Source organism: Allobranchiibius sp. CTAmp26 (assembly GCF_017565405.1).
Classification (GTDB): Bacteria; Actinomycetota; Actinomycetes; order Actinomycetales; family Dermatophilaceae; genus Allobranchiibius.
The window spans coordinates 255,963-280,418 of the sequence record NZ_JAGEKR010000001.1 but is presented as its reverse complement, the minus strand read 5'-3'; the positions used below and the strand labels follow the sequence as shown (position 1 = coordinate 280,418).

Genomic DNA, 24,456 nt, shown 5'->3' with positions numbered 1-24,456 from the left:
CCCCTCAGCCCTCCCGGCCACCGGGGGCGTCGCGCAGCAGCCGGTCCAGCAGCAGCACGGCGCCGGGCTTGTCCAGGGGTTCGTTGCCGTTGCCGCACTTGGGCGACTGCACGCAGGAGGGGCAACCGTGCGAGCAGCTGCACTCCGCGATCGCCAAGCGGGTGGCCGCCAGCCAGACGCGGGCCGCGGCGTACGCGCGTTCGGTGAAGCCCGCGCCGCCGGGGTGGCCGTCGTAGACCACGACGGTCGGCACGCCGGTGTCCGGGTGCAGCGCGGTCGACACCCCGCCGATGTCCCACCGGTCGGACTGGGCCACGAGGGGCAGCATCCCGATCGATGCGTGCTCGGCGGCGTGCAGCGCACCGGGCAGGTCGGCGGGATCCAGACCCGTTGCGAGAGCGACGGGTTCAGGCATCGTCCACCACACCCCGCGGGTGACCAGTTCGCGCTCGGGCAGGTCGAGGGGGTGCTCGCCGAGCACCTCACCGGACGGCAGCCGACGCAGGAAGGACGTCACCTGGCTGCGCACCCGGATGGTGCCGAAGTGCAGCTCGCAATCGCCCCACACCTCATGTCGATCGGAGCTGACGATGTCGAACGAGCTGACCGACCTCGCCATGGTCGACCACCCCGGGTCGCCGGGCACGACGTGCGCGCTGCCGTCGTCCAGGTCGAGCGCGGTCACCACGAACGGCGCGCCCTGGTGGGTGTAGACGGCACCCGTGTGCACGGTCGTGTGCGACCGGGCACCGTCGACCGTGCCGAGCACCCGCGCGGTGCGGGTCTCCACGATGCGCACGACGTCCTCACCGGAGCCGCGCAGTGAGAAGTGGTCGGCGGGCCGGTCCTCCCGGGCCCAGAACCATCCGCGCGGCCGCCGGCGCAGGACGCCTCGCGCCACGAGCGCCGCCAGCAGGCTCACCATGTCGTCGCCGAAGTAGGCGGCGTCGGCCACCGTCACCGGCAGCTCGGCCGCCGCGGCCGCCAGGTGCGGCGCGAGCACGTACGGGTTCGCCGGGTCGCAGACCGCCTGCTCGACCGGGCGGTCGAAGATGGCTTCCGGGTGGTGGGTGACGAACGTGTCCAACGGGTCGTCGGCCGCGACCAGCACCACCAGCGACGGGGCCGCACCGCGTCCGGCGCGGCCGGCCTGCTGCCGAAACGACGCGACCGTGCCGGGCCAGCCGGCCATCACCACCGCGTCCAGGCCGCTGATATCGATCCCCAGCTCGAGCGCGTTGGTCGCCGCCAGCCCGCGCAGCTCGCCGCTGCGCAGGGCGCGCTCCAGCTCGCGGCGCTCCTCCGGCAGGTAGCCGCCGCGGTACGCCGCCACGGACGACCCGTCCGACCCCAGGGCCGCGCGGGTCATCTCGGCCACCACCTCCACCCCGACGCGGGATCGCGCGAAGGTGAGGGTCTGCACCCTCTGGCGGACCAGCGCGGTCATCAGGTCGGCCGACTCCGCGACCGCACTGCGGCGTCGCTCGCCCGTCGGGTCCGACGGGGCGCTTCCCGGCTCCCACAGCGCGTACGTCGTGGCGCCGTGCGGCGACCCGTCCTCGTCGACGACCTGCACCGGGCGTCCGACGAGGCGGCCGAGTTGCTCGCTCGGCGCGGCCGAGGTCGCGGACGCGAGCACGAAGGTGGGGGAGGCGGAGTACCTGGCCGCGATCCGTTGCAGCCGGCGCAGGATCAGCGCGACGTGCGCGCCGAACACCCCCCTATAGACGTGCGACTCGTCCACCACGACGTACCGCAGCCGCCGCAGGAACGAGGCCCACCGCTCGTGCTGGGGCAGCAGCGTGTGGTGGAGCAGGTCGGGGTTGGTGAGGACGAGGTGGGCGTGCTCGCGGATCCACCGGCGCTCGTCGGTGGGCGTGTCGCCGTCGAGGGTCGCGGCGCGGATGCCGGGGATGGCGTACGAGGCGATCCGGGCCTCCTGGTCCGCGCCGAGCGCCTTGGTCGGCGCAAGGTAGATGGCGGTCGCGCCGCGCCCGGTCGGCGCCGACACGCCCTCGGACAGCGCGGACAGCACCGGCAGCAGATACGCCAGGCTCTTCCCGGACGCCGTCCCCGTGCAGATCCCGACGTCGACGCCCTCGTGGGCCAGGTCGGCGACCCGGCGCTGGTGCGTCCACAGCTCGCGTACCCCGGTGCCCTCGACGGCCGCGCGGACCGGGGCGTGCACCCAGGTGGGCCACGGAGCGGAGTACGCCGGTCGCGCCGGCTCGGTGCGCACGTGCAGCAACCGCCCGGTGCCGACACCGGTCAGGGAGGGCAGAGCCGATGCCACATCGGGTCGGAAGGTGCTGGACGTGATGATCGCTCCGTCCGTGTGGGGTCCGAGTGACTGGTGGGGGGCCATGCCACAATGTGGAGGGTCGTAAGACTTGGTCCGATTGTGACCACCATCATCACTGTCGCATCACCGGACGACATCCCTGTCCCGGGTATCACGACGATGTCCGCGGAAAGGCGGTTTCATGCAGGTCTCGGTGTCCGGCTCGGCCGAAACCGATCCGATGGTCGTGAGCGTCCAGGGTGACCTGGACGCCTCCACCTCACCGGTCCTCCGCGCGGAGCTCGCTCGCCTGATGGCGGCCCGCAACGCCCGGGTGGTGCTGGACCTGCGGGGGGTGCCGTTCCTGGATTCGACCGGACTTGGCGTGCTGGTCGGTCGGTTGCGGTCCATCCGGCTCGCCGGCGGCGATCTGGTCCTGGTCATCGACAACGAGCGGGTGCTGCGGAACTTCGCGATCACCGGTCTGAACAAGGTGTTCCAGATCTTCGACAGCCGCGACGAGGCCCTGACCACCCTTGGCTGAACCGACCGTCGCTGCGGGGGCGCTCAGCGCGCTGCGCACCGACCTGGCGGCGGCCGACTTCACGACCGACGCCATCGGCGACCTCCTCGGTGAGGTGGCGGCACGGGCGCTGCACCGCGAGCAGCCCATGGCCGCGATCCGGGCGACCGCCGGCGGAGGCGTCCTGGCGACGCTGGTCCGCCTCTTCACCCTGGGACGGCCGGTCGAGCCGGCCGATCTGGCGCGAGCCGTACCCACCTGTGGAGTGGGTGGTCTGCAGGACCTGGGCCTGATCGTCGAGCAGCACGACGGCCTGCTGCGCTCCACCTGCGATCTGCGCCCCTACGGCGACGAACAGCACAGCTGGTGGGTCGCCTCGGACCTGTCGCAGGTCGTCACCGGCACGATCCTGCCGCCCGACCACGTCCTCGGCATCGGCGGCGCGTCCACCACGTTGGCGTCCTGGACACCGCGTCGCCCGGTCGCCCGCGCCCTCGACGTGGGCACCGGGTGCGGGGTGCAGTCGCTGCATCTGCTGACCCATGCTGACGACGTGGTCGCCACCGACATCTCGACGCGGGCCCTGGCCTACGCGAGGTTCAACGCGGCCCTGAATGACGTGGACCTCGACCTGCGGGACGGTTCGATGCTCGACCCGGTGCGGGGCGAGACGTTCGACCTGGTGGTCAGCAACCCGCCGTTCGTGATCACCCCGCGCACGACCGCGATGCCCCAGTACGAGTACCGCGACGGCGGGATGACCGGCGACGCCTTGGTCCGCACGCTGATCCGGCGCCTCCCGGACGTGCTCGCGTCCGGCGGGATCGCCCAGCTGCTCGCCAACTGGGAGGTGCCGCGCGGACGGGACTGGCGCGAGGTGCTCACCGAGTGGGTGGACGGCACCGGGCTGGACGCGTGGGTCGTGCAGCGTGATGTGCAGGATCCGGCGCAGTACGCGGAGCTGTGGTCCGGTGACGGTGGTCACACCGTGGGCCACCCGTCGTACGACGCGATGTACGCCGCCTGGCTCGATGACTTCGAGGCGCGCGACGTGGACCGGATCGGCTTCGGGATCATCACCCTGCAACGCCCGCAGACCGGGCGCACGCCGTTCGTGGACCTGACCGAGGCCCACGGCACCGTGGGCGACGCGATGGGCGCGGTCGTCGACGCCGGCCTGCGCGCGCGCACCGCACTGGCGGAGGGCGGCGAGCGATACCTGCTCGAAAGCCGTTGGCGCACAGCGCCGGACGTGACCGAGGAACGCCACGGCCTGCCGGGGGCCGACGATCCGAGCGTCATTCTGCTCCGCCAGGGCGGCGGACTGCGGAGGGCGATCCCGATGGACACCGCGCTCGCGGCGTACATCTCGGTGTGCGACGGCGAGCTGCCTGCCGGAGCCGCGATCGACGCGATCGCGGACCTGCTGGAGCAGGATCCCGCCGAGCTGCGCGCGACCCTGCTGCCACGGCTGCACGAGCTGGTCGCCGACGGCCTGCTCGTCTGAGAACGGGGGTGGGCCTGCAGCCCACGTCCAGGCTCGACCGGTTACCGTCTAAGCGCCCGAGGTCGAGGCGGTGACGAATCCACCGCACCAGGGTGACCAACGCAAGGAGTCCGTAGTGCCACGCAAGCTCGTCATCGTCGAATCCCCCGCCAAGGCCAAGAAGATCGGCGGATATCTCGGCTCCGACTACGTCGTCGACGCCAGCGTCGGCCACATCCGCGACCTGCCGACGCCGTCGGAGATGCCCGCGGACATGAAGAAGGGGCCGTACGGCAAGTTCGCCGTCGACGTGGACAACGGCTTCGACGCGTACTACGTGGTCGACCCGGACAAGCGCAAGAAGGTCGCCGAGCTCAAGCGGCTGCTGAAGGACTCCGACGAGCTGCTGCTCGCGACCGATGAGGACCGCGAGGGCGAGGCCATCGCGTGGCACCTGCTGGAGGTCCTCAAGCCCAAGGTGCCGGTGCGCCGGATGGTCTTCCACGAGATCACCAAGGAAGCGATCGTCCGCGCCGCGCAGGACACCCGCGAGCTGGACACCCACCTGGTCGACGCGCAGGAGACCCGCCGCATCCTCGACCGGCTCTACGGCTACGAGGTCAGCCCGGTGCTGTGGCGCAAGATCCGCCAGGGTCTGTCGGCCGGGCGTGTGCAGTCCGTTGCGACCCGCCTGGTCGTGCAGCGTGAACGCGAGCGGATGGCGTTCCGCTCGGCGTCGTACTGGGACGTCGAAGGTGACTTCGCCCCGCAGGAGGCCGGCCAGTCGTTCGCGGCGCGGCTGAGCTCCGTGGACGGCGTACGCGTCGCCACCGGCCGCGACTTCGCCGACTCCGGCGAGTTGCGCGCCAGCAACGTCGTGCACCTGGACCAGTCCCGCGCGACCTCCATCGCGAACGCCGTCGCAGCGGCCACCGCCACGGTCAGCTCGGTGCAGGAGAAGCCGTACACGAGGCGGCCCTCCGCGCCGTTCACCACCTCGACGCTGCAGCAGGAGGCTAGCCGCAAGCTGCGCCTGTCGAGCAAGAACGCGATGCGCGTTGCGCAGCGGCTGTACGAGAACGGCTACATCACCTACATGCGCACCGACTCCACGACGCTGTCGGAGTCGGCCATGACGGCTGCGCGCGCGCAGGCCAGCGACATGTACGGCGCGGAGTACATCACCGACACCCCGCGCCGCTACGAGAAGAAGGCCAAGGGCGCCCAGGAGGCGCACGAGGCGATCCGCCCCGCCGGGGACCGCTTCCGTACGCCGGCCCAGGTCGCCGGTGAGCTGCGCGGCGAGGACTTCTCCCTCTACGAGCTGATCTGGAAGCGCACCGTCGCCTCGCAGATGACCGACGCTCGCGGCTCGACCGCGACCGTGCGCCTCAGCGTGCCGGTGGCGAGCAGCGGCGTCGCGGAGCAGGTCGAGTTCAGCGCCAGCGGCACCGTCATCACCTTCCGTGGCTTCCTCGCGGCGTACGAGGAGGGCCGCGACGCCGGAGACGCGACGGACGCCTCCGAGCAGGAGCGTCGTCTGCCGCAGCTGACCGAGGGAGCGCTGCTCGACGTCGAGCGCGCCGAGGCCGACGGCCACGAGACGAGCCCGCCGGCCCGCTATACCGAGGCCAGCCTGGTCAAGGCGATGGAAGAGCGCGGGATCGGCCGCCCCTCGACGTACGCCGCGACCGTGGGCACGATCCAGGACCGCGGGTACGTGCGCACCAAGGGCACCGCGCTGGTGCCGACGTGGCTCGCGTTCGCCGTCACCCGGCTGCTGGAGGAGCACTTCCCCTCCCTGGTCGACTACGACTTCACCGCCTCGATGGAGGAGGGCCTGGACCTGATCGCGTCCGGCGACCGCGGCCGAGTGGAGTGGCTCAACAAGTTCTACTTCGGCGCGACCGGGCAGACCGTCGAGGGTCTGCGCGAGATGGTCGAGCACCTCGGTGAGATCGATGCCCGTGAGATCTCCACCATCGAACTCGGCGACGGCATGGTCGTGCGGGTGGGTCGCTACGGCCCGTACGTCGAGCAGGTCGTCCCCGTCGGCGTCGACCCCGCGACCGGTGAGGTCACCGGCGAGGCGCCCGACCCGGACGCCAAGCCGCGGCGCGCCACCATCGGCGACGACGTCGCCCCCGACGAGATGTCGCCGGAGAAGGCCCGCGAGCTGCTGGCGACCGCCGACGACGACGGCCGGGTGCTGGGCAAGGACCCGGAGACCGGTCACGAGATCATCGCCCGCGCCGGCCGCTACGGGCCGTACGTCACCGAGGTGCTGCCTGACGAGCCGGAGGCGGAGAAGCCCGCCAAGGGCAAGAAGAAGGCCGCCAAGGCCAAGCCGCGCACCGCGTCGCTCTTCAAGGACATGGACCTGGCGACCATCGAGCTGGACGCCGCGCTGAAGTTGCTCAGCCTGCCGCGGGTCGTCGGCACGGTCACCGAGGGCGAGGGCGACGAGGCCGCGCAGGTCGAGATCACCGCCCAGAACGGCCGCTACGGGCCCTACTTGAAGAAGGGCACCGACTCGCGTTCGCTCGTGACCGAGCAGCAGCTCTTCGACATCACCCTGGACGAGGCCGTCGCGATCTACGCCGAGCCCAAGCGCCGGGGTCGTGCGGCAACGCCGCCGTTGAAAGAGCTCGGTGAGGACCCGGTGTCCGGGAAGCCGGTGGTGGTCAAGGACGGCCGGTTCGGCCCGTACGTCACCGACGGCGAGAGCAACGCCACGCTGCGCAAGGACGACGACCCGGAGACGATCACGCCGGAGCGCGGCTTCGAGCTGCTCGCCGAGAAGCGCGCGAAGGGTCCGACGACCCGCAAGCGCACGGTGAAGAAGACGGCGAAGAAGTCGACGGCCAAGAAGAGCACCGCGAAGAAGACCACGGCCAAGAAGGCGACCGCCAAGCGCAGCTGACCCGGCGTCCCCCACCCCGCCGAGTGGCATACCTATGTTTCGAGTGCACCCCTTGTAGGTGCGCCACTCGAGGCGTACGTATGCCACTCGGCGAGGGTGACCGGCGCTCAGCCCGTCCTGACATGATCGATCGGTATCCCCCTACCGACTGATGAGGACACCACCATGGCCACTGTTCGTGCAGCCCAGGTCGACGCCGAGGGCGGTGACTTCCACATCGTCGAGAACGACGTGCGGGAGCCCGGCCGCCGCCAGGTGCGGATCACCGTCGAGGCCTGCGGCATCTGTCATTCCGACGCCGGGTTCGTGCACGCAGCGTTCCCCAACGTGCATTTCCCGCTGGTCACCGGCCACGAGATCGCGGGCCGTATCGATGCCGTCGGCGAGGACGTCGAGGGCTGGGAGACCGGAGACCGGGTCGAGGTCGGCTGGTTCGGCGGTAACTGCGGGCACTGCCTGGCCTGCCGCGAGGGCGACTTCATCAACTGCGCCGAGCTGCAGGTGCCCGGCTGGGCCTACCCCGGCGGGTACGCCGACTCCGTGATCGTCCCGGCGACCGCGCTCGCGCGCATCCCGGAGGGCATGAGCGCCGTGCAGGCCGCGCCGATGGGCTGCGCCGGGGTCACGACGTACTCCGCGCTGCGCTCCAGCATCGCCAAGCCGGGCGACCTGGTGGCCATCCTCGGGATCGGCGGCCTCGGCCACCTGGGGGTGCAGTTCGCCGCCAAGCTCGGCTTCGAGACCGTGGCGATCGCGCGCGGCGCCGACAAGAAGGACTCCGCTCTGGAGCTGGGCGCGAAGCACTACATCGACAGCAACTCCGAGAACGTCGCTGAGGCGCTGCAGAAGCTCGGCGGCGCCAAGGTCGTGCTCGCCACGGCCGCGAACGCCGACGCCATGTCGGCCACCATCGACGGGCTGACCCACCGCGGCGAGCTGATTGCCATCGGCGCGGTGCCCGAGGCGATCCAGGTCAGTCCCACCCAACTGATCATGGGCAGCAAGAAGGTGCACGGGCATCCGTCGGGCACCGCCCAGGAGGTGGAGGAGACGATGAACTTCGCCCAGGCGCACGGCATCAAGGTCATGACCGAAGAGGCTTCGCTGACCGACGTCAACGACGCCTTCGCGAAGATGATGAGCGGCGAGGCGCGCTACCGGATGGTGCTGACCACCGGCAACTGACCGCGGCCCGCCACCCCCGCCGAGTGGCGTACCTATGTTTCGAGTGCACCCGATATATGTGCGCCACTCGAGCGTTGTGTACGCCACTCGGGCGAGGGGTGCGGGCCTGATCCGGTAGGGCATGGAACCGCTCCGGCGGTGCGCCCGTCGTATTCCCAACGTCTTCTACGAAGGGAATGCTCATGCGTACCACCCTCACCCGTATCGCCACCGCCTCTCTGAGCGCCGCCGCCGTCGTGGGCATCGCCGCCTGCGGACCGGGTGGTGCGCCGACGGTGGGCGCCGCCAGCAGTAGCAGTTCGGCGACCTCCTCCGCGACGTCGGCGCCGACCACCCCGTCAGTGCCCTCGACGCCGTCGACGGCCTCGTCGAGCCCCACGACGCCGTCCACTACGGAGTCGTCGACGAGCAGTTCTGCGCCGGCCGGCGCCGCGCTGCCCGCGGGCTGCAGCACCAAGCTGAGCCCGCAGACGGCGGCGCTGCGCTACGGCCAGCCCGCGGTCTACAAGGACGACAACGGCACGACCGTGTGCATGACCGTCAAGAAGCTGACGGTCGCGCCGGAGTCGGCGTACGGCGGCAACGTCTCCAAGGCCAACGGCACGCTCTACTACATGACGGTCAACTACGCGAACGTCACGGGCGGGACCAAGCAGGTCGAGGCCGGCGACATGAACCAGCTGGAGCTGCACCCGATCTTCGAGTCGTCGCAGACCGGCAAGACGCTCTACTCCTCGGTGCCGGGGTGTGACAACGAATCCGACTACCAGGCCATCCCGGCCGGGCAGTCGCGCGACACCTGCATCGCCTACCAGATCACCGGGGCGAAGGTCGCGTCGTCGGTCTACGACAACTACACGCTCCGCTACACCTGGAAGTGAGGCCCCGTCAGGCCCGTGACCTAGGCTCGCGGTATGCCGTCCGCGACCTCGCCCTTCGTCGTCTTCGAGGGCGGCGACGGCGCGGGCAAGACCACCCAGATCGAGGCGCTGCGGGCGTGGCTCGCCGAGGGCGAGCAGGAAGTCGTGGTGACGCGCGAGCCGGGGGGCACGGAGCTCGGTCATCAGCTGCGGGACCTGCTGCTGCACGGTGACCACGTGGCGCCCCGCGCGGAAGCGCTGATCTTCGCCGCGGACCGGGCCCACCACGTGGAGACGGTGGTGCGCCCGGCGCTGGCGCGTGGTGCGGTCGTCATCGCCGACCGCTATCAAGACTCTTCGATCGCTTACCAGGGCGCCGGCCGCACGCTCGATGCCAAGGAGGTCGCCGAGGTGTCGCGCTGGGCCACGGAGGGGCTGGTGCCGGACGTGACGATCCTGCTCGACCTCGACCCTGCCGTCGGCCTGCACCGCCGGGGTCCGGGGGGTGACCGCCTGGAGCAGGAGGAGGCGGAGTTCCACGAGCGGGTACGCGCGGGGTTCCTCGCGCTCGCCGCCGCCGAGTCGCACCGCTACCTCGTGGTCGACGCGACCCTGCCTCCCGAAGAGGTCGCGGCGCTGGTGCGCGACCGGGTCGCGCCGATGGTGGAGCGGCAGCTGTGAGCGTCTGGGACGACGTCATCGACCAGCCCACGGTCGTCACCACGCTCGACCGGGCGGTGCGCGATCAGACCGCGATGACACACGGGTGGTTGCTGACGGGCCCTCCTGGGTCCGGAAGGTCCACTGCTGCACGGGCTTTCGCCGCCGCGCTGGAGTGCCCACGGGACGGCTGCGGCGAGTGCCACGAGTGCCGTACGGCGCTGGACGGCAGCCACGCCGACGTCGAGATCGTCGCCACGTCGGGGCTGTCCATCCCGGTGCGCCAGGCCCGCGAGCTGGCGCTGCTGGCGCAGGCGCGGCCGTCGGTGGGGGCCTGGCGGGTCATCGTCATCGAGGACGTCGACCGGCTCACCGAGCGTGCGGCCGACGCGCTGCTGAAGGCGTTGGAGGAGCCGGTGTCGCGCACCGTGTGGGTGCTGTGCGCGCCGTCGCTGGAAGACGTCATCATCACCATCCGCAGTCGCTCGCGGCACGTGCGGCTGCGCACCCCGTCGCCGGAGGCGGTCGCGGAGCTGCTGACCCGTCGTAACGGCATCGACCCGCAGCTGGCGCTGGACAGCGCGCGTGCGGCGCAGTCGCACGTGGGGCTCGCGCTGCGGCTGGCGCGCGACGACGGCGCACGCGAACGCCGAAGGGAGACGTTGCGGTTCGCCGGCGGTATTCACAACCTGGGGGATGCGATGACCGCGGCGGCGACGCTGGCGTCAATCGCGGGCGACGAGACCAGCGCGGCGTCGGGCGAGCGGGACGGTGCGGAGCGGACCCGGCTCCTGGAGCAGCTCGGCGCCGACCCGGCGGCGCGCACCCAGCCGCCCCACATCCGTTCGCAGGTGGCGGCGCTGGAGAAGGAGCAGAAGACCCGCGCGACCCGCTTCGGCCGCGACGTGGTCGACCGCGCGCTGGTCGATCTGCTGTCGCTCTACCGGGACGCGCTGATGGTGCGCTCGGGTGCGCCGGTCGACCTGGTGAACGCCGACCTGGGCGACCAGGTGCGGGACGTCGCCCAGACCCACACGGCCGAGCAACTGCTGCTGGCGATGGACGCGATCGGGGTCGCCCGGGAGCGGATCGAGGCTGCGGTGCCGCCGTTGTTGGCGTTGGAGTCGATGGCCATCTCGTTGCAGGTCAAAGGAGTCCGCGTATGACGCGTCGACCGGCGTACGCCGCGAGTGTCTTTCTCGTGGGTGCGTCGCTGGCGCTGTCGGGGTGCAGTGTGCTCGGCTCCAGTGCGCCGTCGCCGACCACGCCGGTGCCTCCGTCGGTGACGTCGCCGCCGACGCCCTCGCTGGCGAAGTTCTACAGCCAGAAGATCAGCTGGGACGACTGCGGGCCGGTGCGCTGCGCGAAGCTGACGGTGCCGCTGGACTACGCCAACCCGGGCGGCGCCACGATTCAGCTGGCGATCGACAAGGTGCCGGCGACGGGTTCGCGCAAGGGGTCGCTCATCGTCAACCCTGGAGGTCCAGGCGGGTCGGGCTACGACTACGCGGCCGCGGCCGACCAGATCGTCACCGGTTCGATCCGCAAGTCCTACGACGTGGTGGGTTTCGACCCGCGCGGGGTGCAGCGCTCGGATCCCATTCAATGCGTGGGGGATGCGCAGCTCGACGGCATCCTTGGGTCCGATCCGACACCGGATACCCCGAGCGAGGTCACCGCGGCCGTTGCTCTCGCGAAGGGCTTCGGCGCGGCCTGCAAGAAAAACGCCGGTCCGCTGCTCGGTCACGTGTCGACCGTCGAGGTGGCGCGCGACGTCGATGTGCTGCGGGCGGCGCTCGGCAGCCCGAAGCTGGACTACCTGGGCAAGTCCTACGGCACGCTCATCGGCTCGACGTACGCCGGCCTCTTCCCGCGCAACGTCGGCCGGATGGTGCTCGACGGGGTGGTGCCGCCGGACCTCACGTCCGAGCAGGTCGCGCAGGGGCAGGCGGGCGGTTTCGAGCTGGCCACCCGCTCGTACGTCGCGAACTGCGTGTCGTCGGGCGGCTGCCCGCTTGGGTCGACAGTGGATGCCGGGATGGCGCGGATCCGGTCGTTCCTGAAGCAGGTCGACGCGCAGCCGCTGCCGGTCTCCGGCGAGAGCGACGTGAAGAAATTGACCGAGGGGTGGGCCTCGCTCGGGATCGCGGAGGCGATGTACACCAAGCAGTCGTGGCCGACGCTGACCAAGGCGATGAAGCAGGCCTTCGGCGGGAAGGGCGACCAGCTGATGGCGCTGGCCGACCAGTACGCCGATCGCAGCAGCGACGGCAGCTACCAGGGCAACATCATGCAGGTGGGCAACGCGGTGAACTGCCTGGACCAGCCGTCCAGCTCGAGCACTGCCACCTACGAGGCCGACGTGACGTCGTTCTCCAAGTCCGCGCCGACGTGGGGGCCGTTCCTGGCGTGGTCGGGGCTGACCTGCGCGCAGTGGCCCATCAAGGCCACCGGCACCGCGCATCGCATCTCTGCGGCGGGCTCGGGTCCGATCCTCGTGGTGGGGACGACGCGCGACCCCGCGACGCCGTATGCCTGGAGCCAGCGGCTCGCCACAGAGCTGTCTAACGGGCACCTGCTCACGTACGACGGTGACGGGCACACGGCGTACGGCCAGTCCGGCTGTGTCGATGACACGGTGGACGCGTACCTGCTGAACGGGTCGGTGCCTGCGAACGGCAAGCGCTGCTGAGAGGCCTGTACGCGCTTCGGGCTCCCGATTCGGGCGCACGCCTGGTCCCTGCGTATACTCGGCGGCGCGCTCAAGCAGCCTGGCTGCCGGGGCGCACGCCGCTTTAGCTCAGTCGGTAGAGCAATTCACTCGTAATGAATAGGTCATCGGTTCGACTCCGATAAGCGGCTCGACACGCTCTCACCATTGGTGGAGGCGTTCTTACTTCGAGAGTGCCTCAGCAAGAGCTGGCATAATTTGACACAACATCCGCAGCGTCGACGCCACTCGTAAATGCCTCGCGACTATGCACCGTTTAAACGGTGTAGTGCTCGAAGACAATGGGCCGTCACCTATCGCCTTAATGAGTCCAGGCTGGATGTCGCGCGACGCCTCCAAGCCACGGCGTCGACCGGCAAAGGAGACCTTTATGCCGCTACTGTGGCGGCCGCTACCGACAGCTCGCTGCTTTAGAAGATGCGGGTCACTAAGATCCGGCAGTTTGAGAAACACCCGTGCCTCCTCTTGCATAGCGAGAGGTGCAAGACGAAGAAGCCCTTGAGGGAAATACTGCACGTCTTTCGTCAGATCGGGTACACCCGGTGCCGGATACGCTCGTGGGTGACGCGGCGCGACGGGTCGACCTGGCCGAGTACGGCGCGCAAGAGAGCTACTGCCGCGCGACGGTCGATTTTTATGACTGGTCATGCGCTTCTAGTACCGCTCCCGGGATGTGGCCACACGTGACACAAAACCCCGCTCAACTGCGTCGCTCGCGCGCGGATGTCCTCGTCGGTCCACGCCTCCGCGTGGTGGTCGACGATCTCACGAGTGAGGAGCAGGACGCTGTATTTGTTCAGCAGTGACCGCTTTCCCAGGCCCTTGTTCTCGCCGGTTGTTTTAAGGGGGGCGGTGGCGATATCGGTCCAGGGGCGGTGAGACAGCGTCCCATTAAGTTCTGACGTAACGAGGGTGAGGTTGCCCAAGGTGTTGACCAGCCTGTCGCGGTCCGCAGCTTCTTCCGGTGACAGTTTCGGCTCGGGGTCCCAATGGCTTCGCCACGCCTGAGGCATGACGTGCTCCACCGAGAGCTTGGTAGGCACGGTGACAGCCTCGTGCCGCTGAGTGCGCATCTGCAATTCGAGCGCTTCTAGCACCACACGCAGACGAGATTGGCGCACGTTGCCGTAGAGCTTGATGCCAGGCAGGCCCGCGAGCATATCGACGTCGCTTGGCCAAGTCCTCGCGTCCGAGGTTTGGCTGACGAGGTAGTCCCTGACTGCGACGCCAACCTCTCCAATGGGTACCTCGTCAAGGGCCGCCAGGATGGCAACCATCATCTTGTTGACGTCCTTCATGGTACCGCGCAAGAGGGTTCGTCGAATGACCCAGCTCTCCAGTGCACCGAGCGCAATCGAAATCTGATCGTTCGGGACTGAGTGGTTCTCCGACAACATCCAAAGGAGGAGTGGGGTGGTGGCCGCTAATTCGAGCGACTCCACCACCCGCCCGTAGAATCGGCCCTCAACGGTCTCTCGCGACAGCTGCGCGAAACTGCGGAACGTGTCGGCGTCTCGACGCAATTCGCCAAGGAGGGCCTCGGCGTCGGTTGCCGTGGTCATCATGGGTTTGGCGTAGGCGACAAACTCGCGGAACACCTCGTCGGTCAGAACATCGCTACGACGTCGCATGGTCAGCCAGTACTGCAGGAAGATGTCGATGCGGGACCGCATGTGACGACCCTGTGTGATTTCCTCTCGCCACCATGTGTCGTCGAAATCGGCCCAGTACTTCTCGGGCCAGGAGTCGACGCCCGCGTGAACCCGTTCGCCGATCTGGAAGATCCAGTTCTTGATGAGATCTGCCTTTAGTAGAGGGGTGCCCCGATCGTTCAGAGTTTCAAAGATGACCTGGTCGTCGTCGTGACCGGTCAAGTTGATCGCGACGACGTACAGCCGGGACTGGACGACATCGGCAAGGGCGGCCACCCGGTCCTTCTCCTCACCGACCGCCTCCTCGCCTTCGTCGACTATTCCCACAAGCCAGTCACCGACCTCAGTCCGGAAGAACTCGTGGGCCTCGACGATTAGATGGTCGCCGGTGTGGGCTCCCGTTTGATCCATTGCGTACTCGAACGCGGACCGGTCCGAGCGTGATGGCCACAGCTTGAAGCGTTCAGGGCGTCCAGCGAATCGCTTGGCCTGATTGAGGATCAGCTCCTCGATTGCTTCTGCTTCCAGCTCGTGCCCACGGCTGAGGACGGCCTCGTGCACGGCGTCCAGCATGATTTGGAGGGTGGTGCTTCGCTGCTGCCCGTCGATCACGGACTGGCGCGTGACGTCACCCGCTATCGCAGACTTCAGCTTGAAAACGACAGCCCCGAGGAAGTGGCCCCCCAAGGCCTCAAGCATCTCCTCGTCGCCGTCTGCAGCGATGACCTTCTCAGCCACCCGGCGGACGTCCTGCCACAGGGGCCGCCACTGGTCCTCGAGGGTCCAGACGTACGGCCGCTGGAAGGCCGGAATCTCGTAATGCACCGTGGTGCCGAACAGTTCACGCGGGTTTAGCGCGTCAGCCTTCATCAAGTCTCCCCATCCTGGTCTGGTACGCCAACAGGCTAGAGCGTCAGTGTCTTGGCGATGAGCACTCGCGAAACCGAGCAGTTTTTGCCCCGCCAACGCTGGTGATCGCGGAGCGACACCCGCACGTCACATTGGTCAGCATCCACCACCTTCGGTATCGGCAGCTGGACTCGTCACACCAGCAGCTGACCGATCCTGTCACTTATCTGTGCAGCAGCCCCGACGTGTCGTTCGAGGCCATATCGTATGGTCGATCCATCACGCAGCCGGCCGAACAAAAGCGCACTAGAGGCCATCCTCCACAGCGAGATCGTTGCTGGGCGACTTGGACAAGATCAGGCGCCTCCCTCCTTGCGGTTACTGCCGGGGGCAGGTGCGGGCCCGGCCACTCGGACCCGTACGAACGACCCTGACGATTGCGCGTCCGTCGATCTCGACCTGTTCTGCGCGAGACTGAGGCGCCGGCCATAGATGAACCATGAGGAGATGTGTTGAGCAGTCTGGGCAATTTCGTGTGGTCGATCGCGGATCAGCTCCGCGGCGTCTACAGACCACACCAGTACGGCGACGTCATCCTGCCGATGACGATCTTGCGCCGCTTGGACTGTGTGCTCGAACCGACTCGCGAGCAGGTCCGCGACATCGCGTATGCCGAACCTCGCGACGAACTGCGCGACGTCAAGATTAAGAAGGCCACCGGGCTGAACTTCTACAACACCTCACCCTGGACGTTCGCCAAGCTCGTCGGTGATCCGGACGGCCTCTCCGCCAACCTCACCGACTATCTCGCGGGGTTCTCCAAGAACATCGACGTCTTCGAACGATTCCGGTTCGACAGCCAAATCGCGACGATGGCCGAGAAGAACCGGCTGCTGATCGTCGTGCAGAAGTTCGCCGACGTCGATCTGCACCCACAAATCATTAGCAACGCCGAAATGGGCGACCTCTACGAACACCTGATCCGCAAGTTCGCCGAGGCCTCCAACGAAACAGCTGGCGAGCACTTCACCCCTCGCGACGCGATCCGGCTCATGGTCGAACTGCTCTTCGCCGGCGACGACCGAGCTCTCACCGAGAAGGGCGTCGTCCGCAGCATCTATGACCCGACCGCGGGTACCGGCGGCATGCTCTCGATCGCCGAGGAACACCTCATCGGCACCCCCGACAAGCCGGGCCTCAACCCCGACGGCCGCCTGCGGCTGTACGGGCAAGAGATCAACGACCAGTCCTACGCCATCTGCAAGTCCGACATGATCGGCAAGGGACAGGACCCCAAGAACGTCAAACTCGGCGACACCCTGGCCGACGATCTGTTCGCGGGCACCACCTTCGACTACTGCCTGTCGAACCCACCCTACGGTTTCGACTGGAAGGCCTCCGAGCGGGCAGTCAAGGCCGAGGTTGCCCGGGCCGGCGAGCACTCTCGCTTCCCTGCCGGACTGCCGTCGATCGGCGATGGGCAGATGCTCTTTCTGCAGCACCTGGCAACGAAAATGCGTCCGATCAAAGACGGCGGCGGCCGCGCGGGCATCGTCCTGAATGGCTCGCCCCTGTTCACCGGAGCGGCCGAGTCAGGACCGTCCAAGATTCGCCAGTGGCTGATCGAACGCGACCTGGTCGACGCGATCGTCGCGCTGCCGACGAACATGTTCTTCAACACCGGCATCGCGACCTACGTGTGGGTGCTGGACAACAACAAGGCCGTTGACCGGGTCGGCAAGGTCCAGCTCATCGACGGTACCGGCTTCTACGCCAAGATGCGCAAGAACCTCGGCGCCAAGTCCCGCGAACTCTCACCCACCGACCGGGCGGAAATCGTCAAGCTGTATGCCGAGTACGCGTCCTCGAAGCACTCCAAGACGTTCCGCACCGACGAGTTCGGCTACTGGACTGTCACCGTCGAGCGTCCGCTCCTGGACGACGACGGCACCGCAGTCACCGACCGTAAGAGCAACCCAAAGGCAGACACGAAGCTGCGGGACACCGAGAACATCCCCTTCACGTATGCCGGGAACGTCGCCGGGGACGAGGGTCGCGACGCGACCGTCAAGGCGTATGTCGAGTCCGAGGTCCTCCCGCACGTCCCCGACGCCTGGGTCGACCACAAGAAGACCAAGGTCGGCTACGAGATCCCGTTCACCCGGCACTTCTACGAGTACGTACCGCTGCGACCACTCGAAGAGATCGACGCCGACCTCAACAAGCTTGTCACCGAGATCATGGACCTCCTCCGCGAGGTCGAACAGTGATCGGTCGACACCTGGCAGTCGAGCCGCTGACCGCGACGGCTCCGCCCACTTGGGCTATTACACGCTTCAAGGCAGCACTCGACCGGCTCGAGGATCGCAATGCCGACCTCAGTGAGCCCATGATGTCCCTTAAATCATCTGGCGAAATCGTCGCTCGATCGTCGCTTGGTCAACGTCAGGAACCGGACAAGAAGAGCCTTCCGCGGTACCTGGTCACCCGCCCGGGTGACCTCGTCGTAAACCCGATGTGGCTCATCGGAGGAGCGATCGGCACGTCCAAAGTGAGCGGTGCCGTCAGTCCGGACTATCGCGTTTTCCGGCCCCGCAATCACAACCCTCGCTACCTCCATTACCTCCTTCGCACGTGCGCATACATCGACCAGTACCGCCTCTACACGCGCGCGCAAACCACATTTGACCGTCGAGTACAACAGCCCGACCTCGACAATTTGCCGCTGCTGACGCCTCCCGAGACCGAGCAGCGGGCGATTGCGGACTTCCTCGACCGCGAGACCGCGCGGATCGACACCCTCATCGCGAAGCAGGAACAACTCATCACCAGACTCGGCGAACGACGAATCGGAGTCATCCGCGCGTCGGTTGCGGGACTGGCTTCAGGAGGCGCTTTCGATTACGACGGTCACTGGTTCGGAACGCCGCCGTGGACCTGGACGACGGCCCCTGTTCGTTACGATTTCTCTGTCGTCTTGGGCAAGATGTTGAATGCCTCCAAGTCTGGGAACGTACCCGAGAGCGATACCGCCAGGCCCTACCTTGCGGCGGGATCGATCCAGCCAGATCAACTGGTACTCGACGAGTCGAAACAGATGAGGTTCAGTCGTGCCGAACTCGCTCGCTACTCACTGCGAGCGGGCGATGTCGTTGTAGTCGAAGGTGGCGCTGGATACGGTCGCAGCCACCTTCTTCGAAACGACCTTGACGGATGGGGTTTCCAGAACCACGTCGCCCGTATCCGACCATCGTCAGGGCGGGTCGCAAGTGAGTTCCTCACGTACTGCCTCAAAGCATGCCTCGCCACTGGATACGTCGAGGCGAACAATCGGACCGCGACGATGCCGTCCCTCTCTCGCGATGTGCTCGGCGCAATCAGAATTCCCGTCCCACCGATTGCCGAGCAGCACCAAATTTCGGCTTACCTCGACGAGCAGACGGCGAAGATCGACACGCTGATCGAGAAGACCGAGCGGTTCATCGAACTGTCCAAGGAACGGCGGTCGGCGCTGATCACAGCAGCGGTGATCGGTCAGCTCGACGTGCGTGGAGAGGTGACGTGATGGCGATCGAGCACGAGAAGGCGTTCGAGGACGAGATCTGCGCACACCTCACAGTGACGGGATGGCTGTACTCCCCGACCGACGCCGGGTACGACAAACAGCGGGCGCTGTTCCCTGAGGATGTCTTCGACTGGTTGCAGGAGACACAGCCGGACGAGCTGGCGAAAGTGGTCAAGCCGTCGTTGTCCGAGGCTGAGCAGGTACGGGCACGCGACCAGTTGCTGGACCGGTTGGTCAAGACGTTGGACGCGCCCTTGGACGCGGGCGGCGGCACGCTAAACGTCCTTCGTGGCGGCTTCAAGAAGACCCCGGCCCGACTCTCAATGTGCCAGTTCAGGCCAGCGACCACATTGAACGCCTTTGCGCTAGAGCGCTATTCGGCGGTTCGAGTGCGAGTAATGCGACAGGTGCACTACTCGACGAAGAACGCCAACAGCATCGACTTGGTGTTCTTTATCAATGGTCTGCCAGTCGCGACTATCGAGTTGAAGACCGACAACACCCAGTCGATCGACGACGCCACGACCCAGTACCGCCTCGACCGCGACCCGCGGGGTGAGCCGCTATTGGGGTTCGCGAACCGGTGCCTGGTGCACTTCGCGGCCTCCAACGACGAGGTCGCAATGACCACCCGGCTCGCCGGGAAGGCGACGCACTTCCTGCCGTTCAACATGGGCCACGACGGTGGCGCAGGGAACCCGGTGAACCCGGGCGGGGTGGCGACGTCATACATGTGGGAGCGGGTCCTGGAGCGCGATGCGTGGTTGCACATCATCGGTCGCCTGCTGCACTTGGAGACACGCACCGATATCGATCCGATCAGTGGCGGGGCGACCCGGACGACGACGCTGCTGTTCCCGCGGTTCCACCAGTGGGAGTTGGTGACCAAGTTATTGGAGACGGTCAGCGCCGAGAGCACCGGGCACCGGTACCTGGCGATGCACTCGGCCGGGTCCGGCAAGACAAATTCGATCGCCTGGACCGCGCACGGCCTGGCGACCCTGCACGACGAGACGAACCAGCGCGTCTTCGACACCGTGATCGTCGTCACCGACCGGACCGTGCTGGACGATCAGTTGCAGAAGGCGATCAAACAGATCGAAGGTGTGGACGGCACCGTCGCGCAGATCAACGCCGACGAAGTCCGCAACGCGGGCAGCGACGACATCAAGTCCAAATCCGGGCTGCTCGCCGCGGAACTGCTCGCCGGCCGGTTGATCGTGATCGTCACCATGCAGACATTCCCGTTCGCGTTGGAGACGATCCGGGAGAACAAGGGCCTCCAGGGCAAACGGTTCGCGATCATCGCCGACGAGGCGCACTCCTCCCAGACCGGACAGGCATCGAAGAAGCTGCGGGCAGTCCTCTCGTCGGAAGAGCTGGAGACGCTGGCCGATGGTGGCGAGATCGACACCGAGGCGATCCTCGCCGCAGACATGGAGTCCCGCGCAGAGTCACCGAACTTGTCGTTCTTCGCGTTCACCGCGACCCCGAAGAACAAGACACTGGAGTTGTTCGGCCGGCCCGGCGCCGACGGGCGCCCTGAACCGTTCCACGCCTACACGATGCAGCAAGCGATCGAGGAGGGCTACATCCTTGACGTGCTGCGCAACTACACGACATACAACACCGCGTTCCAGATCGCGGAGAAGTCCAAGCGGCACCTGGAGGAGGTAACGCTGGTCGACGAGACCGAGGCCACCAAGGGTCTGATGCGGTGGGTCTCACTGCACCCGACAAACATCGCCCAGAAGGTCCAGATCATCATCGAGCACTACCGCGCTAACGTGCGGCACCTGCTCGACGGGCACGCCAAGGCGATGGTGGTCACCTCGTCTCGCGAGCACGCCGTGCGCTACAAGGAAGCGATCGACGCGTACATCGCCAAGCGCGGCTACCCGCTCGCAACGCTGGTCGCGTTCTCCGGGTCGATCGAACTCGATGACGTCACCTTTGCCAGAATCGAGCAGCCCTACACCGAGACCAACCTCAACAGCGGACTACGGGGCCAAACCTTGCCCGTCGCGTTCGGGACCGACGACTTCCAGATCCTGATCGTCGCGAACAAATACCAGACTGGGTTCGACCAGCCGCTGCTGAGCGCGATGTATGTCGACAAGCGACTCTCCGGTGTGACAGCCGTACAGACGCTCTCCCGGCTCAACCGCACCTATTCGGCGGGCGGCAAAGACACGACATACGTGCTGGATTTCGTCAACGATCCCGACGAGATCCTCGAGTCGTTCAAGCCGTACTACCGGCAGGCCAGTCTCGAAGACGTCACGGATCCCGACATCGTCCATGATCTGCAGGCAAAACTCGACGCCGCCGGGATCTACACCGACGGCGAAGTCGAGGCATTCACTACCGCTTACCTCAGCGGGAAGCACGGCGCCATCAGTGCACCGTTAAAGTCGGCCGCTGATCGGTTCAACGACGAATACGCGGCAGCTCTCGCATCCCAGGACAAGACCGCAGCGGAGCAACTCGACCTATTCCGCAAGGATGTTGGCTCGTTTGTGCGGCTGTATGACTTCCTGTCGCAGATCATCAACTACCAGGACACCGACCTGGAGAAGCGATCGCTGTTCCTGCGGTTCTTACAACGGCGACTGACGGGGCGGACCAGAGCGGACGCGGTCGACTTCAGCACGGTCGAGCTCACCCACATCAAGCAAGCCCGATCAGGCGATCACGACCTCGACCTCGCCGGTGGCGAGACTCGTCACCTACAGCCGGTCGCCGCAACCGGGACGGGAGCCGCCCGGGATCCACGGATGGTCCGCTTGGCCGAGGTGCTGGCGAAGGTCAATGACTTGTTCGCCGGGGAGGACTTCACCCCCGGCGAGCGACAGTCGTGGGTCGAGGGAATCGTCACGGTCCTACTCGACAATGAGACCGTCACCACCCAAGCGCGCGCCAACAGCATCCGTCAGTTCGTCGAGTCACCCGACCTGACCGACGCCGTCACCGACGCGGTTGCCGGAAACCAGACCAGTCACAACAAGATGGTTGACTACTTCTTCACTGATGAACGGATGAAGGTCCAGATCGTCCGGCTCCTTGGCGAGCTGGTCCACGAGAACGTGAAGGCAGAAGGTTGAGGATGGCCAAGCTTGTTGAGCCCCAATGGCTGGAACCACTCCTTGCAGGCTCGTTGACGCCGCAACAGCAGGCGACCGACGAGGCGGCCGCGTACCGATCCACGTTGAGTTTGGCGCAAGCCACGACCGTGGCGGCTCTTGCAGGTATAAACCTCAATCACCGCGTGCAAGCCGTGGATCCGACGGTTGGAACAGGCATGATGCTGGCCACCGCGGCAGCTGCACTTCAACGCACCGGCCATGAGGTAAATGCCATTGGGCAGGACATCAACGCGGTAGCCGCCACTGCGGCAGCCAAGAAAGTTGAGACATCGGCGTCAACATGCGCGATCCACTTCGGTGATCTTCTTACCGAGACCACTAAATTTGAAGGATCCGCTGACCTATTGGTCTCGGAACCACCATGGGGGTTGTCCTGGCACGCGCAGCGTGACGGTGTTGAAAAGATGGTCCAGCGAGGGCATTACGACCTCGGGCTTGGCTCTCAAAACGACTCCAGCTGGCTGTTCGTGCAGCGAGCGCTCGACCTGCTAAGACCAGGGACTGATCACGGCGCCCGAGGCGTTCTGCTGGTGACTCCACAGTGTTTGACCGATGTACCGGGGCGAGCCATCCGCAAACATCTCTGCCAGAACGACCTCCTCGAAGCGGTCGTACGACTACCCGAGGGCTTGGCAGCCAACACGCAGATCCCCCTCTATCTTCTACTGATTCGTCTAGAAAAACCGGTAGCCATCCGCGGCAAAGTCCACATCATCGATCTCCAACCCTTCTTGACGACGACCGGAGGGGGTCGCTCAAGGGCGCTGCGTACCGAAGGACTTCGGGTGCTCTGGTCATCGTTAGCCCTGTCACGCCCCGGGCCAAGCAACCGCATTGTCCCCTCCGAGTCGTTCGTCCGGCAGCAAGCAACGGTCCGACGCGAAGGCACCTCGACCCAACGCACTTGGAGGATCGAGGCACCGCGGGAGAGCAGCGGCGAGTGGCTCCGTCACAGGTACGGCCCAGTCGAAATGGCCCTCGAACGTCACGGCCAAAGTTACGTGAACCTGCGCCTCGACCTAAGTGGCGCCCGTCAGGCGGCGTCGAAGCCATGGCGCACAACCAGGCTCTCTGCTCTTCTCCTGACGACGCCAGAAGTCGCTGCCGAACGAACCGACCATGCGGCAGTCTCGAAGACCAACACGAACCTATGGCTACCAGTCAACGGTGAGATCGATGCCTCGGTGACACCCATCGACGCCAAGAGCCGTGTGCTGCAGCTCGTTGTCGATGCAGAAGTGTGTGGTCCGGAATTTCTGGCCGGGTGGCTCAACTCCACCGATGGACGTGAGGCGCGTCGTCTGGGACTTCAAAACGCATCCACGGGAACCACCATCAGAACGGTGAGGTCTGACCGGCCTTCCCTCTGGCGGCTGATGGATGAGATTGAGGTGCCTGTGCCGGAGTCGGAGGATCAAGCACGCATTAGCGCGAGTGCGCTGACGTTGAAACGAGCAGAGACCGCCGTTCAACAAGCAAAGGCGGAGCTGTGGACCAACCCTCATCGGGCGGAACTCGTCGCAGCGCAGTTTGACCCTCTCTTCGATCAGTCCCTCGAACGGTGGTCCGACAGCCTGCCGTACCCGGTGGCCACGGCCCTGTGGACCCTGACCAGCCGAAGGTCTGTCGAGGCCCAGCACCGACAAGTGTTTCTTACATGGGAGTCCTACGCGGGGTTCCTTGCTGCCGTTCTTGTCTCCGTGGCACGACAGGATGCAGACCTAGCCGAAGTCGAAGGCCGCGCGATACGCCGGACGCTAGACGAAAAGCACCTCAGCCTTGAGCGCGCAAGCCTTGGAACGTGGACCGTCATCATCGAGCGCCTCGCCAGTACCTTCCGCAGGATGCTCCATTCCGAGGACCCTGACGAGGGAGCACGCGTACAACAACTGTTCGGAGGAGCTACACCGAGCACAATCGGCATACTCACTGCATCCCGCTGCGTTGAGCTTCTGCGCGAGGCCGGTTCGCGACGAAACACCTGGAGCGGGCATAGCGGCGCCGCGACAGAGGCAGCCCTCACGATGCAGATCGACCAGATGATGTCGTTGCTTGAGGACCTTCGACAAGCGGTTGGTACTGCGTGGACTGGGCTCCCACTCGTACGTGCTGGCGGCGGCCGCCGAAAAGGTGGCGAGTACACCCAAGACATCGAGATGGTCATGGGTACAAGCGCGCCATTTCGACCAGAGGTGCTCCGTGTCGGCGAAATGATGGACGAAGGCGAGTTGTACCTAGCAACGGACGGGTGCTCCGAACCCGTCCCGCTCACGCACTTGGTAGTGCTGCGGTCGTCCCCTCAGGATCAACTTTTCTCGTGCTACTTCTTCAACCGAATCAACCGCTCCACCGCGCGCCTGGTCAGTTACCAGATGACCGAAGCGGGCGAGATCGAGGAGCCTCTTGCGGACCTCGACTTGCGGATCCCTTGGCTCCTTGCGCCCGACGCCGCCTCGTAAGTGGTTGTACGACGACTCGTCACCAAGACACTGTGACGTTTATACCAAGTTCCACAACTTCGCGAAATGATTAACTGCAACCTTAGGTTCGTTGATTCTGGCTGCAACTCGACAACTCAAATCTCGAGGTGGGCTG

At 66.5% G+C, this 24,456-nt stretch carries 14 protein-coding genes and 1 tRNA gene; 13 read left to right on the top strand and 2 right to left on the bottom strand.

What is annotated here, in order from left to right; all coding sequences use genetic code 11:
- Window positions 1-4: 4 nt before the first annotated feature.
- Window positions 5-2,365, bottom strand: a complete 2,361-nt coding sequence (locus J4030_RS01325) for a DEAD/DEAH box helicase (protein WP_208047368.1) — start codon at window positions 2,363-2,365, stop codon at window positions 5-7.
- 118 nt (window positions 2,366-2,483) lie between these two features.
- Between J4030_RS01325 and J4030_RS01320 the strand changes: the two genes are divergently transcribed.
- The 9 genes from J4030_RS01320 (at window position 2,484) to J4030_RS01280 (ending at window position 12,780) form a co-directional block, all read left to right on the top strand.
- Entirely contained in the window at window positions 2,484-2,825 is a 342-nt protein-coding gene (locus tag J4030_RS01320; protein WP_208047367.1) for an STAS domain-containing protein, read from the top strand.
- Window positions 2,818-4,311, top strand: coding sequence for a methyltransferase (locus tag J4030_RS01315; RefSeq protein WP_208047366.1), 1,494 nt, complete (start codon window positions 2,818-2,820; stop codon window positions 4,309-4,311). The genes J4030_RS01320 and J4030_RS01315 overlap by 8 nt, the downstream gene beginning before the upstream one ends.
- Before the next feature lie 115 nt (window positions 4,312-4,426).
- Window positions 4,427-7,213, top strand: a complete 2,787-nt coding sequence (topA, locus tag J4030_RS01310) for a type I DNA topoisomerase (protein WP_208047365.1) — start codon at window positions 4,427-4,429, stop codon at window positions 7,211-7,213.
- A 165-nt stretch (window positions 7,214-7,378) separates the two neighbouring features.
- Window positions 7,379-8,398, top strand: a complete 1,020-nt coding sequence (locus tag J4030_RS01305) for an alcohol dehydrogenase (RefSeq protein WP_208047364.1) — start codon at window positions 7,379-7,381, stop codon at window positions 8,396-8,398.
- A gap of 182 nt (window positions 8,399-8,580) precedes the next feature.
- Entirely contained in the window at window positions 8,581-9,279 is a 699-nt protein-coding gene (locus J4030_RS01300) for a hypothetical protein (protein ID WP_208047363.1), read from the top strand.
- 33 nt (window positions 9,280-9,312) lie between these two features.
- Window positions 9,313-9,939, top strand: coding sequence for a dTMP kinase (gene tmk / locus J4030_RS01295; protein ID WP_208047362.1), 627 nt, complete (start codon window positions 9,313-9,315; stop codon window positions 9,937-9,939).
- A complete protein-coding gene (locus J4030_RS01290; RefSeq protein WP_208047361.1) occupies window positions 9,936-11,084 on the top strand; it encodes a DNA polymerase III subunit delta' in 1,149 nt (382 codons plus the stop codon). Before tmk ends, J4030_RS01290 begins: the two co-directional genes overlap by 4 nt.
- On the top strand, window positions 11,081-12,610 hold the full coding sequence (locus J4030_RS01285) for an alpha/beta hydrolase (protein WP_208047360.1): 1,530 nt from the start codon (window positions 11,081-11,083) through the stop codon (window positions 12,608-12,610). The genes J4030_RS01290 and J4030_RS01285 overlap by 4 nt, the downstream gene beginning before the upstream one ends.
- Window positions 12,611-12,707: 97 nt before the next feature.
- Window positions 12,708-12,780: transfer RNA gene (locus tag J4030_RS01280), tRNA-Thr, on the top strand.
- 513 nt (window positions 12,781-13,293) lie between these two features.
- Here J4030_RS01280 and J4030_RS01275 read toward each other — a convergent pair.
- Complete coding sequence (locus J4030_RS01275) at window positions 13,294-15,171, bottom strand: DUF262 domain-containing protein (protein ID WP_208047359.1); 1,878 nt, start codon at window positions 15,169-15,171, stop codon at window positions 13,294-13,296.
- Window positions 15,172-15,662: 491 nt separating this feature from the next.
- Here J4030_RS01275 and J4030_RS01270 point away from each other — a divergent pair, with 491 nt between their 5' ends.
- From J4030_RS01270 to J4030_RS01255, 4 genes are all read left to right on the top strand, one after another.
- Window positions 15,663-17,420, top strand: coding sequence for a class I SAM-dependent DNA methyltransferase (locus tag J4030_RS01270; RefSeq protein ID WP_208047358.1), 1,758 nt, complete (start codon window positions 15,663-15,665; stop codon window positions 17,418-17,420).
- The gene (locus tag J4030_RS18405; protein WP_208047357.1) at window positions 17,417-18,715 is read left to right on the top strand and encodes a restriction endonuclease subunit S; all 1,299 of its coding nucleotides are present in this window, start codon (window positions 17,417-17,419) and stop codon (window positions 18,713-18,715) included. The genes J4030_RS01270 and J4030_RS18405 overlap by 4 nt, the downstream gene beginning before the upstream one ends.
- A 254-nt stretch (window positions 18,716-18,969) precedes the next feature.
- Complete coding sequence (locus J4030_RS01260; protein ID WP_243762659.1) at window positions 18,970-21,819, top strand: type I restriction endonuclease subunit R; 2,850 nt, start codon at window positions 18,970-18,972, stop codon at window positions 21,817-21,819.
- Between the two features lie 2 nt (window positions 21,820-21,821).
- Window positions 21,822-24,320, top strand: a complete 2,499-nt coding sequence (locus J4030_RS01255) for an N-6 DNA methylase (protein WP_208047356.1) — start codon at window positions 21,822-21,824, stop codon at window positions 24,318-24,320.
- The last annotated feature ends 136 nt before the right edge of the window (window positions 24,321-24,456 follow it).